The organism is Alistipes senegalensis JC50 (assembly GCF_025145645.1).
Classification (GTDB): domain Bacteria; phylum Bacteroidota; class Bacteroidia; order Bacteroidales; family Rikenellaceae; genus Alistipes; species Alistipes senegalensis.
Genome location: NZ_CP102252.1, coordinates 1,182,373 through 1,201,241 on the forward strand (window position 1 = coordinate 1,182,373; position 18,869 = coordinate 1,201,241).

An 18,869-nucleotide genomic window follows, 5' to 3' on the forward strand; every position below is an offset into this window, starting at 1 on the left:
GGCTCTTTTTTCTATACCTGAACTTCTGTTAAGATTCCGAACGACGGAACATCATTCGGCAACGCCCGTCATACGCCGGATGAAGGCCACCTCCTCCTCGTTCCACGGCGTACCGTCGGCATGGAGGATGTCATGGAACCACACCTCAGGCTCTTCAGCCCAGGGGATCGACCGGCCTTTCTCATCGACCTTGTTCCACGGATAATGGAAGTTGCATTTCCCGGCCGTCAATCCGAAATTGATCGCCCCGACATTGTATTTCTTAAAGATAGGCATCGCCTCCTCGAAGGTCGAGATCGGACGTCGCATGTATTCCGTGCAGACCATCGGTCGGCCATAGGGAAGCAGAGTCTTGATGAACTTTTCGAGAACGGTTCCGCTCGCATAGCAATGGAAGCTGATCACGTCGCTGTTTTCCAGAGCAAAAGTCACCTCTGGAAGGCTCGTTCCAGGAACGCCGACCTCACGCCACAGCGGAGCCGTCAACGGCTGGGAGGGGTTGCAGGAGCGCGCCCACTCGAAGGTAGCCTTCATCAACGGCACGGAATTGGTCACACCCCGGCGATGGTTTTCGGGCTCATTGTACAGACACCACAAGAGGATTCGCTCATCGTCGGCATAGCTGCCGATCAGATCCTTGACCATGGCTTCGAGTTCTCCCCAACGGGTCGGATCATTCACATAGTCGGCGCCGGGGGTCATCACCCATTGCGAGTTGTGGTTCCCGCGTACGGCATCGGGTTGTTTGCCCAGATGCGGATCGATACATTTTCCCCCGTTCGTCCAGAAGGTCGGCAGCGCCCGGATCTCGTGCTTGTCGCACAGCTCCAGGAACTGAGAGAAACGCTCCTTGAATCCCGCAGGATCCGCCGTGTAGACGAGATTGGAGAAGAAGATCCGCACCGTATTGAATCCCAACCCCTCCGCAAACCCCAGTTCACGGTCGATCGTCTCGGGATCAAAGGTCTCGGCCTGCCACATTTCGATCTGGTTGATGGCCGTCGAGGGCACATAATCACACCCCACGATCCAGCCCTTGTCCGCCATCCATTGATTGGCCCGTTCGGCCGACCAGCGTTCGGCCACTACCGGGGCTTTGCAGCACGAAGCCGCCAGAAAAAGAATCGAAGTCGCTAAAAATAAGATTTTTTTATTCATAATCCGTCGTTTTTTAATTCAATCGCAATCTGAGGCTCAATCTACCTGAATGGAAAGCCATTTGGACGTATTGCTGGCATCGCAAAGGACATCCTCGACATTGGCCGCCGCATCAAAATATCCGAAGTTGACCAACACCCGTCCATTGACCAGTTCAATCGAACTGCGGGGTACGGCGATCTCGGCCCGAAAACCGTTATCCTGATCCGTCTTGTCCGTCGGAGTACCGTCGAAGGCCCCGGCATACGATATCCCGAAATCGGCCTCGCGCCACCCTCCGGCATATTGGTCCGTACTCTTGATCCGGTCATATCCGAAACGGATTCGGCGAGATTTGGCCGAAAGGTTTTCGGTATCATTGTCCGGAGAGAGCAGGATGTAGGCAAAATCCGTGGAGGAGAGACTCTCGTCGAAGACCTCCACCAGGAAATAGAGGTTCTCCGCATCCGCCGAGCAGCGCAGGGTGGCCTGAGCCTGGCAACGGGAGCCGACAAAAAGAGCCTCATCGCTCTCCGCCCACTCGGAATCGTCACCATCGAGCGCCACCTGACGGGATGTCGCCCGAATCGAATGATTCAGATGGAATCGGGCCAATGCGATGGTTGCATTGTCTGCCCCGTCCCGCGAATCGCGCATACAGGAGAGCACCGTATGCGAGTCCGTCAAATCCAGTCCTCCCCAGGAACCCACATCGGGCAAGGCCGGCAGGTCGGTTGCCCCGAACTCCGTAGCCGTAGCATTCCCGATCCGGAAATGCTGCCGCGAATCCGTACCGCCATAGGACAACAACGTCTCGCCCGAAGGGAACTGCACCAGATAGGGTGCCGCGCCACGCATAACGACACTGTCGATACGACGCTCTTTCGGGGTAATCTCATCCCCTTCCAGATAATCCCAGGAGCCGTCTTCGTGGGAAAAGACCATGGCGATCGAGAACTGGTCGCTGTAACCGCCCGAAGCGTTCACCACCCGCTGATTGCAGCTCTCCATGGCAAAGGCGAAGCGGTTCGATTCGTTCAGGATGATACCCACCGGCATCTGATAGGTATAGCACCACATGTTCTTCTGGGCATTCCACCAGAGTTTGCGCATTACGCGATAGGCTGATTCTCCCAAGGCCGGCTCCCAGGTCTCCCCGCCGTCAATCGACCGCAGCATGTCCGTTCCCGAGTGGCTGCCGCTGGTCCACGGACGACTCTCCGAGAAAAAGCACTGGATCTCACCCGAGGGCAGCTCGATCAGATGCGGCTCCCAGCAGGGTCCGTGATAGATCTCCTTTTCGCCGAACCAGGTATAACCCCCATCCTGGCTCCGTTTGACGACAATCCCCTGTTCCGCCGTATAATTCGGATTGCTGTAGGTATTCACCGTACTGAAACTGGCCACAGCCAGCAGTTCGCCATTCGCCAACTGAAGGGTATTGGCATTGGTAAATCGGCGTACGTCCGGTTTTCCCAACCCGTTGTAGACGTTCTGCCCCTGCCACAGATATCCCATGTAGACCCAGTTCTTCAAATCGCGGCTCAGTGCATAATACGTATTCTCGCCGTTTCCATTCACTCCCACGGCATCCTGCCAGGTCAGAATATAGCTTCCGTCGCGCAAGGTCCGGATCCGCGCATAGGTCGGCAGATAGACATTGTTGGCCGCCCCCAGTTCGATGTAGGAGCGATAATCCATTTTCACGGTGGAACGGTCCCAGTCATCCGCATGGGAATTGATTTCGGATTCCCCACGGTTCAGGCGGGTGAATTCGGTCAGTTCCAGACTCGTCTGCGTTCCTCCTCCCTGACTACCATGGTCTCCGCCCTGTGTCTCCTTCGTACAGGAAAGGGTCAACGCAAGCACACACAGCACTCCCAACATGCCGCAAGTTCGATTTTTAATTCCAACCTTCATTTTGCTTGATATTCGTATTTTTTTCAACTTCCGATTGCGGGATGGCCCATTTCAGGTAGGCGTCGCCGCCCCAAATATAGGTATAGACGGGAGCACCCCAGACATTCTGCAGGCCGTTCTTGGCAACAAACTTGTCCGTCTTCCAGGTTCCCCATCTCAACTCCTCGAAATAGAGCTGCTCTTCGCAGGCCAGTTCCCACTTCTTTTCATTGCGGATGCGGGCCCTCATCTCCTCAACCCCCGACACCTTGGTATTCGTATTTCCGGGAGCATTGAGCAAGGCGACTCCGGCCCGGTTGCGGACCCGGTTCACATAGGAAACCGCCTCCTGCCAACGCCCCTGTTCGTTAACCGCCTCGGCCTGACTCAGCAACACGTCGGCATAACGGATGATCGGGACATCCACCGGGTTGTAACCGATGTTGGTATACTCGCGTCCCTTGGTCACGAACTTGCGGATCGGGTAAAGCATATAGGCATTGTTCCCGTAGCGCAGGTCCAGGCTTGGTGCCTGCCAGTCCCGATAGGGGTAGCGGCTCGTATAGGTCACGACCGTACCCGAGGCTCCACCGTCATAGGTCGAATACGGCGTGATCGCAATGGCGGCAAGACGCGGGTCTCGATTCTCATACGCCGCACGCAAGCGCACCTCATTACCCAAAGCATCGTATTTCGACATGTCGGCCCCATAGGTGCTCATCGCCGTCTTCTCCGTATCGGTCAATCCGTTGCGCAGGAAGTAGACACTGCGGGCCTCGGGCGTCATCGAGCTGTATCCCGGGAAGTAATCGTCCCAACTGAAGGGTTTTCCGTCGACCTCCTCAAAGGAGTCGATGAAATTCACATTCAGATAGTGCTGATACTTGCCGTAGCCCACCGTGCAATAATTGCCGTAGTTGTTCGAGAAGGCGTTGCCCTGCCCCTCCTCTTCCACCATCTGCACCGAAAAAACCATCTCCTCGCACTTTTCATTGGTTTCGGTGAAGAGGCTTTCATAGGAACCGGTGTAAAGGTCGTATCCGCACTCCCCCACCTTGCCGAAATCCGCCTCGGCCAGATCGTACTGCTTGAGCCACATGTAAGCCTTGCCGCGCAGAGCATAGGCAGCACCCCTGGTCACACGTCCGTAATCGGCGTTCCCGGACACATACCGGTCGGGGATCTCGGAGCAATCGATGCAATCCGTACAGTCCTTCACGACAAGTCTCCAGATCTCCTCCTCCGACGAGCGGCCCAAGCGATACTCGTCCGGAGCCAGGTTCCGGTCGTAATAGGGAACCCCGCGCCACAGCGCATTCAGGCGATAATAGTGATAGGCCCGCAGGAACTTGCACTCGGCAATGCGCTTCGCCTTCGTCGCATCGGACATGTCCGGCACCCGGCCGATGTTCTCGATCACATCATTGGCCCGGTTGATCCCCTCGTAGAAACGTTTCCAATAGGTCTGGAACATCGAATTGTTCGGCTGCAGCGTCCCAAAAAGGTAGTTGTAATCGAGGTTGACGATTCCCTCCTGCGGGTCCATGACCGAAGAGAACGAATCCCAGTTCAGGACGGAACGGTCCGTCGAATTGTAATCGTAGAGCAGATTGGAATAGCCCCCCGTCACCACACTTTCGGCCAACGTCGCCGAGGAAAACATGGTCGAGGAGCTGTTCTCACTATAGGGATAACGGTCCAGAAATTCGTTGCACGAAATCAACGACAGAAGTCCCGCACCAAGAATCGATATTTTGAGAGCTTTCATACCCGTATGCATTAGAATTTGATGTTCAGACCAATCGTATATTGCCGCAGATTAGCGTAATAGTTCATGTTGTCCGTGAATTCCGGATCGATCCCGGGATAATCCGTAATCGTGAAGAGATTGTCACCCGTCAGGAAGATCCGCAGCGATCCGATTCCGACCTTCCGCGTTAGACGCTCGGGAAGCGTATAGCCGATGGTGAGGTTCTTCAGTTTCAGATAGTCCGTCTTGTAGAGGAACAGGGTCGAATAGATATTGGCACCGTTCTGTTCCGAGCCGTAGTTCATGGTCAAACGTCCGTGCTTCGAAGTAAGATTGGTCCGGGGATCATCCGGATTCTCCGGGTCGAAGAAGTAGTGGTCGTAGGCTATTTCGTAAGGCAGCGTAAACTTGGGATTCGTCGAATAGGCGTTGTAACCCACGTATCTCCAGTAACGAGCTCCGCCGCCGGCTCCGGCAAAGCGGGCCGAGAAATCAATCCCTTTCCAGCCGAGTTCGATGTTGAAGCCGTAGTAATACTTGGGCGTCTGGCTGACATTCTGGAACGTGTAGTCGTTCGAGTCACCGTAAACGCCGTTACCGTTGGCATCCTCGTAAATGTAGTCACCATACCAGATTCCGTCCTTGGCGATATGCTGGTTCGGAAGGAACGAGTTGCCCGCAGCCACCATGGCCTCCAACCAGGTCATATCATCCGGCGTGCGAATCATTCCGTCCCGCGGACCTCCCGCCGGATTCACGGACCCGTCCGCAAAGAAGTAGGAGCCGTCACCCGAATAGGTGTTGACCAGGATATACTCGTTGATGAGCCGGCCTTCGATCGTACGGCGTGCCGCATCGACCACCGTGGAGACATCGCCGATGTTGGTGACATAACTCCGCACACCGTTGGCGTCGGTCACCCAGCCGACCTTGAGCCGACCGTTGTATTTGGTCACCTTGTTCCAGTTCCGGGTAAAGTTGGCCGAAATGCCGTAGCGGAAATTCTTCACCTGATCACGCCATCCGATCGTAAATTCGAAGCCGCGGTTCGAAACCCCGCAAAGGTTCTGATAAGGAGCGCTCTTGTTGCCGATGGTCGCATAAACCGGAGCCTTGTAGAGAATGCCGTCGGTCTGCTTGTCATAATAGTCGGCCTCGAACGTCAGTCGGTTTTTCAGCGTGGCGAACTCCAGGCCCACGTCGAAAGAGGTCGTCGTTTCCCACTCCAGCAGATCATTCGACAGGGTCGACACGGTTCCCGAGGCCAGTTTCCCGCCAAACGGATAGGAGTAGCCCGAGGCATAGGTCGACAAATAGTCATAGTTCCCGATCGAGTTGTTGCCCAACTTACCCCAGGAGAGTCTCAGCTTCAGATTGTCCACCCAGGTACCCTTCAGGAAATCCTCCTGCGAGATGCGCCATCCGGCCGAGAACGAGGGGAAGAGTCCCCACCGGGATTGGCGGGCAAAACGCGACGAACCGTCATAACGGAGATTGACCTCGGCCAGATATTTGTCCGCATAGGAGTACGTGACCCGGCCGAAAACCGAGGCTGCGGCATAATCCGTCTGGGATCCGGAGATCGAGGTTGCTTCCAGGACGTTGTCCATTTCCTCCAGGACATTGTTTTCGAAGCCGGTCTTGGTCGATGCGAAACTCTGGTCGTTGAGGTAGTAAGCCTCGAAACCGGCCATGGCCGAGATATCGTGTTTCCCGTATGTTCCGGCCCAGTCGAGCGTCGTCTGGAACTCCCATCTTCCAGTGTGGGTCTGCGTGTAGGTCAGATATAACTTGCTCAGGTCGTTATAGCTGTAGGCCACCTCGTCGCGGCTGAACGAATAGGCATCACCCAAGGTCGGATGCTGCTTCTGCAGGGCATCCCTCCAGGAGTAATTGAACGACGCATGGTAACGAATGTTCCACGGCAGTTTGACATTGACAAAGGCGGTCGTATTGTTGTAATGCGTGATATTCGAACCTTTGTAACGGTTGAAAAAATAGAGGTTGTTGCGTGACTCGGAACTCTGCTCGGGGTTCTCCATCCAGCCGTATTTCCCGTCGTAGTAGGGATAGATGCAGGGGACGCCCCGCGAAAGCAGGGTCATCGACCCGGAGATGTCCGCCAGCTCCGTATCCGAACGGTACCCATAGATCCGTGCCCCGACTTCGAGCCATTCGGTCACGTCCGACGAGAGATTGAACCGGTAGGAGGTCCGCGTCACTGTCGAATTGTCGATTACGCCCGGATTGTCCATATACGACACCGACATGAGATATTTGATACGCTCCGTCGAGCCGCTGGCCGAGATCGAATGCTTCTGATAGACCGAAGGGGTAAAGATCGCCTCCATCCAGTCCACGTTGGGATAGGCCACATAGTTCGGATAGCCCGAATCGGCAATGCCGTTGGGAGTCTTCTCCTTTTCGCGCCACAGGTCGATCATCGTCTGGCTGAACACATTGGCCTTGCCGACATTCCAGGCCGACTCGTTCATGATTTCCATGTAGTCGGCATAGTTCGAAATGACATCGAAATAGTGTTCCGGCTCTTGATAGGCCACCATGCCGGTATACTCGATATTAAAGCGACCCTCCTTGGCCGTTTTGGTCGTAATCAGGATCACGCCGTTGGCTCCGCGGTTTCCATAGATGGCGCAGGAGGCGGCGTCCTTCAAGACCGAAATCGAGGCGATATCCTGCGGATTCACATTATTGATGGTTCCCTCGAAACCGTCCACAATGACCAGCGGCGCGGCATCATTGAGCGTTCCCACGCCGCGAATCCGCATCGAAACCCCTTCGCTGCCCGGTTTTCCGGAGGTCTGCGAGACATACAGACCCGCGCTCACACCCTGCAACAGTCCCGACGTCGTGGTAGCGGGACGGGACTGCGACAACTCCTCATAATCCACCGTCGAGACCGAACCGGTCACATTCACCTTCTTCTGCACGCCGTAACCGACGACGACCAGTTCATCGAGTATCTGGGATTCCGGCACCATCTCGGCATTCAGGACGGTGGAGGCCCCCACCTTGAATTTCTGGCTCCGATAGCCCAGGAAATTAAAGATCAGCGCCTCTTCGGGCGCAGCTTCGATCCGGTATTTTCCATACGAATCGGTCGTCACGCCCCGGTTTGTGCCTTCGACAATCACCGAAGCGCCGGTCAACGGAAGCCCCGACTCATCATAAACCACACCGGTAATGACGTTGCGCTGAGCCATGGCCGGCAGCGATACCGCCAAGAGGACCAATACATACAATATCTTGCTGAATATGCTTTTCATAACGGGTTCCTTCATTAAACTGTTTACCATTCAATCTTGACGGAGTTCACGTTGCCGGATTTGTTCACGAACGCAAACAATGTAGCACCGATATCGAACGTCTTCCGTTCTTCGGCCGTCAGCTCGCGGCACGCCGTCGAATAGGCGCCCGCAGGGTTGGTAATGTATCCACCATGCGCCACCTGGAAACGGATCTTCAGGTGTCCGCTCTGGATGGCATTCTCGAAGCGCATCTTGACTTCGTACTTGATACCCTCGAAACTGCCGTCCCGATTACCGTGTTCGATCATCAGCGTCGACGTCATCGTGAACTGTCCGTCGGGCGAAGTATGCGACGAGCGGTCGCATTTCCACTCCTCACCGTCGAGGTAGTAGACATCCCAGAACAACGGGGCGCCGCGTCCGTAGGTCGGCAGGGTCAGCGTCACCTCCGTGCCGGCCTTGAAGTTCCGAACCGGAACGTCAAACTCGAAATAGTCGCCCGTCCACGAGCCCTTGACACATCCCGAGCTGTAGTTGTACTGAACGAAGTTGTTCACCTCGATCTTGACAGGTGCGGGGTTGTCCTCCGACACCTCGTAGGTCATGGTCGCCTGAGGCTGGCTGGCCGTCCAGATATGGTCGGTCATCCAGAGCGGCTGGGTCGTCGTATTGAATACGCCGACACCGTCCCGATAGCCGATCGGCCACTCGACGGGAGACGTACAAGGTATGATGCCGTCGCTGGACGAACTCAGGGTCTGTGAAATGACCTCACCGGCCGCATACGACGTACCGGCCTGGTTGGCCAGCAGCGGAACGGAGTTCGTCGCACCGTCGACATCGGTAAATTCCACACGCAACCCCTCCTCCGGCACGGTAAAGGGGGCGATCAGCACCGTCACCGGCGTATATCCCGACGGGAGTTCATAGCCGTTCGCGCCGAAATCCATCATAATCTCCCGGGCTCCGGAGCCGTTAACCACCGTTGTTTTTCCCGTATAAATATCATAGGTCGCTTCATAGGCGATATCCGAGGTCAACGGATGATCCTCGGAAGCCTTGACGACCATTTTTTTCAGCACGGTGTTCGACATGGCAACGATGTCGTCCGGAATCTCCAGGGTGAGCAGGCAGGAGGGCATTTGGAAATCCATCGCCACGGGTGCCACAACACCGGTCACAGAGGCTTCGGCTACATACAGGCTCTGCAACGGCTCTCCGAATACCACTTCGTCCGGGATGCTCGCCGGAAGTTTGGAGAGATCCTTGATCGAAGCGTCGTAAGGCGTATAGGCGTAGAAACGATAATTGTGGTCTCCGGACCGGGCAATGATGTTGTCACCATCGCTCTTCTTCACCAGATAGGCCTGTTGCGACGCAGCAACCGGAGTGAAACAGGCCGGATCATTCGCACTCATCAGGACATTCTCCGTTCCGTTCCGCGTGCAGGTCGCCCGAACACCGACAACGTCGTCTTCGGACCACTCACTTCCGGCCTTCGTGGCAGAGAAATTAACATCCAGGGAGTCGTACTTCAACCCATGGTTGTTCTCCTCAGCCTCGCCGCACGCGACCAGAGTCAGTGCGGCAACAGCCAAAACCAGATGTAAAGTTCTTTTCATTTGATTGGTGGTTTTAAGTTGGTTTGCATCGATGAACAAATATATCCACAGCAGGCAAAACCGATCAAAAGATATGATGCAAAAGATGCAAAATTCCAATCAATGCCCGCCAGAAGGCCTTCCAAGCCACAATCTACTGCTCGGAGGCCTGATCCCGTACAATTTCAGTAGGGGTTTTACCGTACTTCTCCTTGAAGCATTTGGTAAAGTAGGAGAGATTCGAGAAACCGACCGAATAACAGATTTCGGAGATATTGTTTCCGTGAGAATTCTTCAACATCTCCGCAGCGGCCGCAATCCGCATCGAACGGACATAGTTGTTCGGCGACGTATTCAACAATTTGCGGATCTTACGCACCAGGGTCGACTGGCTCATATTCATCTGTTCGGCCAGGAATTCGTTCGAGAGTTCGGCATTCCCGAGATTCTCGCGGATGATGGAGCTGAACTTCTCCAGGAACTCCTCATCCTTTCTGGGGAGTCCGAACATGTCGACGGCCATTCCCGAGACTCCCTGCTCCAGCGCATTGCGCAGGAGTACCCGGCGGTCGAGGATGTTCTCGATACTCGAAACGAGGTACTGCAGGTCGAAAGGCTTCTCGATATAGAGGTCCGCTCCGGCCTGCATCGCCTGGATTTTCGACTGTACGGAACCGCGGGCCGAGATGATGAGGACCGGGATGTGCGAAATTTCAATATCCTCGCGGACCTTCGCACACAATTCGAGGCCGGACATTCCGGGCATGGAGATATCCGTCAACAACATGTCCACATCGCTCTCCTTGAGGATTTTCAAGGCTTCGACACCCGTCGGAGCCATGAGGATCGCATAGTTCTCGGCGAGTTTCGAGGCCAGATACTCGCGGAATTCGCGGTTGTCGTCCACGATCAGAATACAGGGAAGTTCCGGTCCCGTCTTCTTCTCCTCCTCGAAAAGCTCCTCACCCCCCATCTCGGGCGTCTTCTCTTCGGAATCGACCATCGGCAGGGTCAACACGAAGTCCGTCACGTCCGTACGCCCGGATAAGATCAGATCGCCGGAATGCATCCGAGCCAGATTCTTGGCCAGCGGCAAACCGATTCCCACACCGCCTGAAACCGGAGTCGAATCGTTTTGATACTGGACGAAAGGCTTGAAAATCTCGTCCCGATACTCCTTCGGGATCCCGGGGCCGTCGTTGATGAAATCAGCCACAACCCGTCCTTCGTCCGTACGGACGCAGATGGTCAAACTCGTCTCCGCATACTTGATCGCATTGAGCAGCAGGTTGTTCAGGATCTTATCCAAAGCGGCCGAATCGGCATATACGACCGCCTGTTCCAGATCAGCCTGCACCTCGATGGTCAGATTGCGGTCCCGGGCGACATCCGCAAAACTGAACAGCAACGAATGGAGCCGCTCCAGGAAATCGACGGGTTCGCACTTGAGCGCATAGCCCATCCGCTCGATGCGGACGTAGTCCAGCAGTTCGTTCACCAGCTTGGAGAGGTACTCCGCACTACGGTACATAACGTTCAGGTCGTGCTGGTTCTCCTCATCTGCACACCGGCTCATCACATTGCTCAAGGGCGTCTTGATCAACGTCAGCGGCGTCTTGATCTCATGGATGACATGCGAAAAGAAATTCATCTTTTCATGGAACATCTCCTCGTCCTTGGCCTTCTGATAAGCCTCCTGTTCGCGCTCCTTACGCAGCCGGAGGCGATGCTGAATGACCAGCACGCAGAGCAAAAACACGACCAATACGATCAGAACAACCAACATCGCCCCCGGAACCGAGGCCCAGAAGCCCGGATGTACGGCAATCACAAGCGGCGGCCGTACCTCCATCCACTTCTCATCGGACTGAGCCCGTACCCGAAGCCGGTACTGCCCGGGAGGTACATTATAATAAAAGACCGATTTCGTAGCGGCAATGTCCCGCCAGGAGCTCTCATACCCCTCCAGCAGACACTGAACCTTGTTCGAGAAGGGAGCCGAAAGCCCGAGCAGCGAAAAATTGAACCCGAACGAATTGTTTTCGCGATCGAGCGAAATCTTCGACATGAGATCGAGGTTCTCCGCAAACCGGGCTTCATGGTCGCCGATCTGCATGGAGGACAACACCACGGAGGGAATGTTCGAAGTTCTCGGCAGCGCTTCGGGATTGAATCGGATGAAGCCATTGTCGGATCCGAAGTACATGTCTCCGGAGGCGCTCCGGAAGGCGCTGTTCGTAAACTTCGAATCCAGCAGACCATCGATACGGGTATAGACATATCCGCCGCCGATCTCGGGATTGAACTCCACAAGGCCCTCGTCGGAGGCAAGCCACAGGTTCCCGGCCTTATCCTCCAACGCCTTGAAAAAGACATCGGACGTCAGTGCCTGGACGTTGCGGCGGTCATACACCGTGAAGCGTCCGCTTTCACGGTCGAACATTGCAACCCCAATACTGAAGCCCACAGCCCAGATCCGTGCCTTGTGGTCGATGAAAATCGAGCAGATCTTGTCATTGGTCAGTCCGCAACCCGACGAAGCGTCGTAATTGACCAGTTTGTCCGAGATGGAGTCCCAACAATAGACCCCGTTCGCATAGCTAGAGAACCAGACAACCCCTGGATGCAGCGGGTCCTCGACCGCCGAGGTGGTGAAAATACCGTCGAACGCCGGAATTTCAAGAAACGAGTCTGACGACCGTTCATATCGGAAAAGCCCCAACGTCGTACCCACAAAGATCTCTCCGTCCGAAGTTTTGTAAATCATGTAGACATTTGGATCGTTCACGCCCTGCACCCGCTTCAGAACGCCATAGACCTTGAGCCGGTTCGCGGCAATATCCAGACGGAACAGTCCGACCCGCGTTCCGAACCACAAATATCCGTCGTCATAGCAAATCGAGCAGATTCTTGACGGAATCCCCTCAAGCCGGTATTTCGAGGTCCGGTGTGCCTGCGGATCGTAGACCAGCAGCCCCTTCTCCTCCGTGGCTACCCAGATCCGCCCCGCTTCATCCTCGGCAAAGCCGCTGACCAGGACATTCTCCAACGACTCGCCGTCGGCAAGATACTGTTTCTCGAAATTGTTCTGGCTCGGGCCCGAATAATTGACCCCGGCATCCTTCGTCCCAACCCACAAGCCGCCGTCCTTGTCCACGAACGTGCAGGTGGTATAATCGTTGGACAGCGAGAACATGTCCATCTCGTCGTTCCGCAGGCACAGGGACTCTCCCGTAAGCAGATCGTAACGCCAGACACCCTTCGACGTCGACAGCCAGACATTGCGGTCGTTCTCCAGAAAGGCATGTTGCAATAGCGAGTTCTCGGGCAACGCCAACAGCACCTCGACACGTTTCGCAACCAGATCGACTTCGGAGAGCCCCCGTTTCATACTGGCAACGAGGAGGCTGCCGTCGGGAGCATAGAAGAGCCCCTCGATCTCGTCATCCTCGAAAAAATCCGACTGATCCCCCAACACCACCGGATGTACCTCCCGAAACGAACTGTCCGCGTGGTAAAGATTGGAGTGATAGCGGGAGATCCACACATCGCCGTCGACGCACCGGAGCATCTTCCGGAATCCCGAAAATCCGATCTTCCGATAGGGCCATTCGTGAAGTTCCCCACGGTGAATGTCATAGGCGAAACAGCCTTGATCGTTCACAAGCATCCAGACCCTGCCGTCGGGTTCAACGGTGATGAACGTCACCTTATTGGTGATGACGGAGCCCTCGGAGCTGACCGTACGCAGAGGAACGAAGCGATCCTGCCGGTAACTGTACATGCAGACCCCTTTATCGGTCCCGATCCAGAGATTGCCCTCCGAATCTTCAACAATCGAATAAACGAAATCGGAGTCAAGGCCCATTTCCAACATTCCGTACACCTTGAACGTATTTCCGTCATAGCGGTTCAGGCCCTTGTAGGTTCCGATCCAGATGAAGCCCCGGGAGTCCTGCATGATGGCGCTGATTCCGTCATAGGAGAGGCCGTTGTTGTCCTTGGTCAGGTGGGTGAATTCGTAACCCCAAACCCGGACGGAGAGCAGCAGTCCGAACAGCGTCAACGACACAAAAAAAGGGCGGATCATGCTACTTGACATAAAAATGCCACTCGGTTATCGAAGAGTAGGTTTCCCCGGGCCGGAGCACAGTTGACGGGAATTCGGGCTGATTCGGCGAATCGGCAACATGAAATGTTTCCAGCAGCATTCCGCAATACTTTTCCATCGGACCGCATTTCCCGATCTGACTGCCATCGAACGTCCGACCCGTAAAGGTCAGAAAGGCCGGTTCGGTACTCAGGGTCACGACTCCGCGGCCGCTCTCCGGAGCGTAGAGGTCCACGACCTTCCGCAACGACCCGTCCCAATCCCGGATGATCCAACACCCGGACATACCATTGGCGATGCGCAACTGCTCATCGGCATAGTTATCCAACCGATAATCGACCCGGCGCATCTGCCGGAAGTCAAACGGCGAACCCTCCACCGGAAGGAGCCGGTCGGGACAAAGCTGCCGGTTGGCCAGGACATACGTATCGGACTCCACCTGCATCAGATGATTCATGACATAACGGTCCCCGGGACCTTTCAGGTTGAATACCGTATGGTTCGAGAGGTTGACGACAGTCGGGCGGTCGGTGGTCGCCTCATATTCGATGCGGCAGACATTCTCTTCGGTCCACCAATAGGTCACCGAGCAATTCAGATTTCCGGGATAACCCTGTTCACCATCGGGGCTGACACGCTGGAATCGCACGCCGACCCGATCCTTCTCCTGCAGGGGCGTACTCTCCCAAACAAAGCGGTCAAAGCCCTCGGGACCGCCATGACACTGGACGGGGACTTCGTCCCGCAGTTCATTGGGCACCAGTTCGTATTTCTGACCATCGATGGAAAACGAGGCATGGTTGATCCGGTTTCCATAGCGGCCGATGACACAACCCATAAACCGCTCCGCGCCCTTTTCAAACGATGCAATGTCCCCGTACCCCACGACAACATCTCCCAGCACACCGTCCCGGTCCGGAACCTGAATGCTGACGATCCGCGCACCATAATCGCACACGGTCATCCTTGCGCCCGAACGGTTCGTCAAGGTATAAAGCGTCGTTTGCTCTCCGGTCGAAAGTGTCCCGAAATCCGACGAAACCACAGAGAGGCGGCCGCCGTCGCACGAACATAACCCAGCCGCTGACAACAGCAGCAACAAATACCAATGTCTCACGATCGCCATACGATTTTTATGATTATGATTTTGGTAGATGACATTTTTTGAAAATGTATTGCCAAGCATTTAATTATCAACGGTTTATGTTTACAGAAGCCCCTAAGATTCAGTAACTTTAAAGAAAAGTTCGCTGCTTTCTCTATGAAGGTTACTGATTCCAAGGATTTGGTTAAAGTTAGCCAAATCCGCCCGATTATGCAAGAGTATTTTGGAATTTCGATGGATCTTGCCCGCATAAAGCTTATGGCTTATATGCTCCATGCACTTTGTGGGGTGCAGACTGTGAGCCTTCACAAACTGGTTTCGGCGATGCCTGCGTCGGTTGAGCGCGATTCCAATCTGCGCTGCATTCAGCGGTTCATCGCCAACTATGCCTTGAACCTCAACCTGGCAGCAAGGATGATCTTCTCTTTGCTTCCTGTTAAGGACGGTTGGGTTCTGAGTATGGACCGAGCCAACTGGAAGTTCGGAGAGTTCAACATCAATATACTCACCCTCGGCGTCACCTACAAGGACATTGCCGTTCCATTGCTGTTCAGCCTGTTGGGCAAGCGCGGAGATTCCAATTGGGAGGAACGCAAGGCTATAATGGAGCGATTCATCCGACTTTTTGGACATGGCTGCATCGACTGTCTTGTGGCCGACCGCGAGTTTATCGGCAAGGAGTGGATTGGATGGCTCAACGACAACAGAATTCGATACTACATCCGTATCCGGCAGGACATTTGGATTGTCAAGCCCTCCACAGGAGAAAGAATCAGGGCATGGTGGCTCTTTAATTCCCTCAAAGTCGGACAGGAGAAGTTCTACTACAAAACCGTTCTGCATAAAGGGCAGTATGTTTATCCTGCCGGAAGTCGAATCAAGAGGGTGCCCGAGCTTCAGATTCTGATCCGTTTCAACCGGTCTGAAGATGGAGTCGCGAGCTACAAAAAGCGTTGGGAGATTGAAACGGCCTTCCGCGCCATAAAATCTTCGGGCTTCAACATAGAGGACACATACCCGCGAGACAGAGAGCGCATCGCACGTCTGCCTGCGATGGTCCGCATCGCTCTCGTATGGACGCATCTCGTTGTTTAACATAAAGATACACACGTTAAACCTATTAAAATTCTGAAGCATGGAAGAAGAGATAAGCGTTGGTCAAGTATGGTCTTAAGGAAATCTCAAACGTGATTTTACGACCGACATACACACCTAAATTCGATGTCTTCAAATTTTTGTCATGTACTTAATATTTATTCTTAAAAAATTTGCAAAAAAATCATAGAAATATGCATAACCCGTTGTGCGTTTATGCTAAATACACAACGGGTTATGTTAAAGCATGAGTATGTCATTTAATGACATACTTACCTAAAATGGGGAATTCCGCGATACGTAAGGTTGTACATCCATAAGGAATCAGCACGATATCTTCTTCTGACGTTTTAATTTCTCGGCCAGCTGGAATACTGTATGGCAACGGACCTGCAGAGCCGTTATATATATTCCAATCCGGAATTTTCTTGCCCTTCGTCCGAATTTCAAGCGGAGCTCCGGAAATATTCCAGGGATAGGATGTTACGTCGGTGCGTACCGCTACCCGGTAATGTTCTTCCATTTTGGCCGGGTCTCGTGCAATCAACGCGTAATTCCAAGGAGAGGTTGTATGAACCTCCCAAAAACCTTTGCCCAGACGTCCATTTGCGGGAACATTGTCGTTCCACTGCCATTTTTCCTCAAGACGCAATGCATAGACCAAAGGGCCTCGCTCCACACTTTGGGAGCGTTCGTACCATTCCGTCAGTCGAATCTTCATCGGAAGTTTCAATACCACCAGATCATCATTTCGCCAAGTCCTCTTTATAACAGCTATACCGTTCTTTATTTTATCCAATTTTATGCTTTTGCCATTCACGTGCAATTCAGGAGCCGTACACCATTCAGGGATGCGCAGGTGAAAGGGAAAACAGACAGGATTGTCGGTGTAGATTTGGAAGCGAACCGTTTCTTCGAAAGGATATACGGTTTTTTCCTTGATCAGAATTTGTTGTCCGTTGATCTCTGTTTTGACTTGTGACGGAGAGTAAAGCAGGGCTGCAATTCCCCCGTCGTTTGTTTTATAAAAAAGATTTTGTACGAACTTCGGCCATCCCTGGTGCATGTTGGATGTACAACAAGGATAACCACTTAACAATCCGAAACAGGTGGTCGTTCCATGATGGTTTGTATCAAAATTTCGGTCGCACATCGAAATTTCGACTTGGTTGATTTGCTGAAAATATTGACGGGTCATGAAATTATCCGAGATCTGTGTCGGAAGTGCATTGAATGCAATGCGTTCGATTTGAGATGCATAGTCTGGATCTCCGGCGATTTGCAACATATTCTCCAAAGAGAACATCATCTCGACAGCCGTACATAATTCGGAACCTTGGGTCGGGTTATTGCCGTGCAGCGCCTCGTCTCCAATGATAACTCCGTGTGGCCCGCTGATGAAGGTATTGATATCTTTTAACCCCTGTTTTGCGGCATCTACATATTTTTGCTCCGGGTGGCGCTGGTAATAGATTAACGGGGTCTTCATGCCGTGTGCGAGATTGACACAATGCATGCTTCCCGTATGCCACCAGTTGTGTGAGGTGAATATTTGAGTAAACGGGAAGGTTTGCGAATAAATGATCTCCCCCAGATCCAGCAGAAAATCATCCCCCGTAATATTATACAGCCAATATACGGACATCAAATTGTCGCCGCCGCGATAACGCGCCCAGAAAGTCCAGTGATCCAAAGGATACACAGGTAGTGTCTTCAGTTGATACTGGAAATATTTGGTCATAAAATCGATGACCCGTTTGTCACCGGTAGCCGAATAATATTGCTGCATTACTTTCAACATGACCATTTTGGGCCACCAATCTCCGCAGTTGTTACGCTGGATTCCGACAATGGTATTTTCATAGTCGGTATCGGGACCGAAATACCCGTTTTCCTTTTGGCTTGCCAAAGTCCATTCGATCCAAGGCTTAACTTTGGCAATCAGTTCTGCATCGTCAAGGATGTATGCCAACGGTAACAGACCGTCGATCCAATATGGTCCTCGCTCCCATTGATCTCCGTCTCCTCCTAGCCAGCCATTTGTCGGCCCCATTACGAGAGGATATAACCGGTCTAAGTTGCCAGACAGTCCCTCTTTTTGGCGAACGAGCATTTCTTCGAGCCATCCGGCCGGTTTGATTGCACCTAACGAAAACTCTTGATAGGGATTTTCCTGCAGTCCGGGTTTATCGGCTACTGGCTGGCCATATGCTATCGGCATACCGAGCGATAAAAGTAACGGGCAGACTGCAATTAATCTTATTACACCTTGTAATTTCATAATCATCCAAATATTTTTTAGCAGATGACATTTTTTGAGAATGTATTTATAAGCATCTAATTTACTAACGGATTGGCTTGTATAATACTCTGAAATTCAGCAACTTTAAAGAAAAGATCACTGCTTTCTCTATGAAGGTTACTGATTCCAAGGATTTGTTATGTAAAATTATACAAAACATTCGGTTTCGGGCACCAATCTTCAATCAATCTTTACAAGAATCCGAGCACAAAAAGGCGTGTATACTGTCTCACAACGTGTTCAGTCATCAGTCAGTCTCTTCATCCAAGAGAGCATCGACAGGTGCATCCGGCGGCGGAAAGATTTTTTCCCAAGCGTTTGCATGTATTTTCGGGCCCAAGGAGCTCCTTATTATAAAAGAGCCCGGCAATACGACAACGGGAACACATAATTCAAAAAATTAGCAAATGAACCGAAAACTACTGGTTTTGTAGCTCTTACTTACGACATTTCAAACAGGCAAATACTGTGCTTATTTTCTTTTTAGTCTACAAAAGGTCGATACCCAGTTCAAGTCAATTCGAGGTAAAGCATAGGATAAAATTCCTTATCCATAGCGGTAGGGCTAAACCATGACAAGTTATTTTTCGGGATTGTTTC

8 protein-coding genes and 1 pseudogene are annotated in these 18,869 nt (G+C 53.1%); 1 reads left to right on the top strand and 8 read right to left on the bottom strand.

What is annotated here, in order from left to right:
• Positions 1-51 precede the first annotated feature (51 nt).
• The 7 genes from NQ519_RS04605 to NQ519_RS04635 all read right to left on the bottom strand — a co-directional run bounded on the left by NQ519_RS04605 (position 52) and on the right by NQ519_RS04635 (position 14,893).
• Positions 52-1,158: a hypothetical protein gene (locus NQ519_RS04605; RefSeq protein WP_026076831.1), complete on the bottom strand. Its 1,107-nt coding sequence runs from the start codon at positions 1,156-1,158 to the stop codon at positions 52-54.
• A gap of 36 nt (positions 1,159-1,194) precedes the next feature.
• Positions 1,195-3,021, bottom strand: coding sequence for a sialidase family protein (locus tag NQ519_RS04610; protein WP_147513252.1), 1,827 nt, complete (start codon positions 3,019-3,021; stop codon positions 1,195-1,197).
• A gap of 19 nt (positions 3,022-3,040) precedes the next feature.
• Positions 3,041-4,804, bottom strand: a complete 1,764-nt coding sequence (locus NQ519_RS04615) for a RagB/SusD family nutrient uptake outer membrane protein (RefSeq protein ID WP_026076830.1) — start codon at positions 4,802-4,804, stop codon at positions 3,041-3,043.
• A gap of 11 nt (positions 4,805-4,815) precedes the next feature.
• Positions 4,816-8,073 carry a SusC/RagA family TonB-linked outer membrane protein gene (locus NQ519_RS04620; protein ID WP_227901021.1) on the bottom strand — a complete coding sequence of 1,086 codons (3,258 nt, stop codon included), beginning with the start codon at positions 8,071-8,073 and terminating at the stop codon, positions 4,816-4,818.
• Positions 8,074-8,096: 23 nt separating this feature from the next.
• Positions 8,097-9,677, bottom strand: a complete 1,581-nt coding sequence (locus tag NQ519_RS04625; protein WP_147513251.1) for a fimbrillin family protein — start codon at positions 9,675-9,677, stop codon at positions 8,097-8,099.
• A 133-nt stretch (positions 9,678-9,810) separates the two neighbouring features.
• Complete coding sequence (locus NQ519_RS04630) at positions 9,811-13,758, bottom strand: hybrid sensor histidine kinase/response regulator transcription factor (protein WP_083871187.1); 3,948 nt, start codon at positions 13,756-13,758, stop codon at positions 9,811-9,813.
• Positions 13,748-14,893, bottom strand: a complete 1,146-nt coding sequence (locus NQ519_RS04635) for an aldose epimerase family protein (RefSeq protein ID WP_044118873.1) — start codon at positions 14,891-14,893, stop codon at positions 13,748-13,750. Before NQ519_RS04635 ends, NQ519_RS04630 begins: the two co-directional genes overlap by 11 nt.
• 135 nt (positions 14,894-15,028) lie before the next feature.
• Here NQ519_RS04635 and NQ519_RS04640 point away from each other — a divergent pair.
• Positions 15,029-16,122: pseudogene (locus tag NQ519_RS04640) on the top strand (IS4 family transposase).
• A 101-nt stretch (positions 16,123-16,223) separates the two neighbouring features.
• Here NQ519_RS04640 and NQ519_RS04645 read toward each other — a convergent pair.
• Entirely contained in the window at positions 16,224-18,248 is a 2,025-nt protein-coding gene (locus NQ519_RS04645) for a beta-L-arabinofuranosidase domain-containing protein (RefSeq protein WP_147513250.1), read from the bottom strand.
• Positions 18,249-18,869 lie beyond the last annotated feature (621 nt).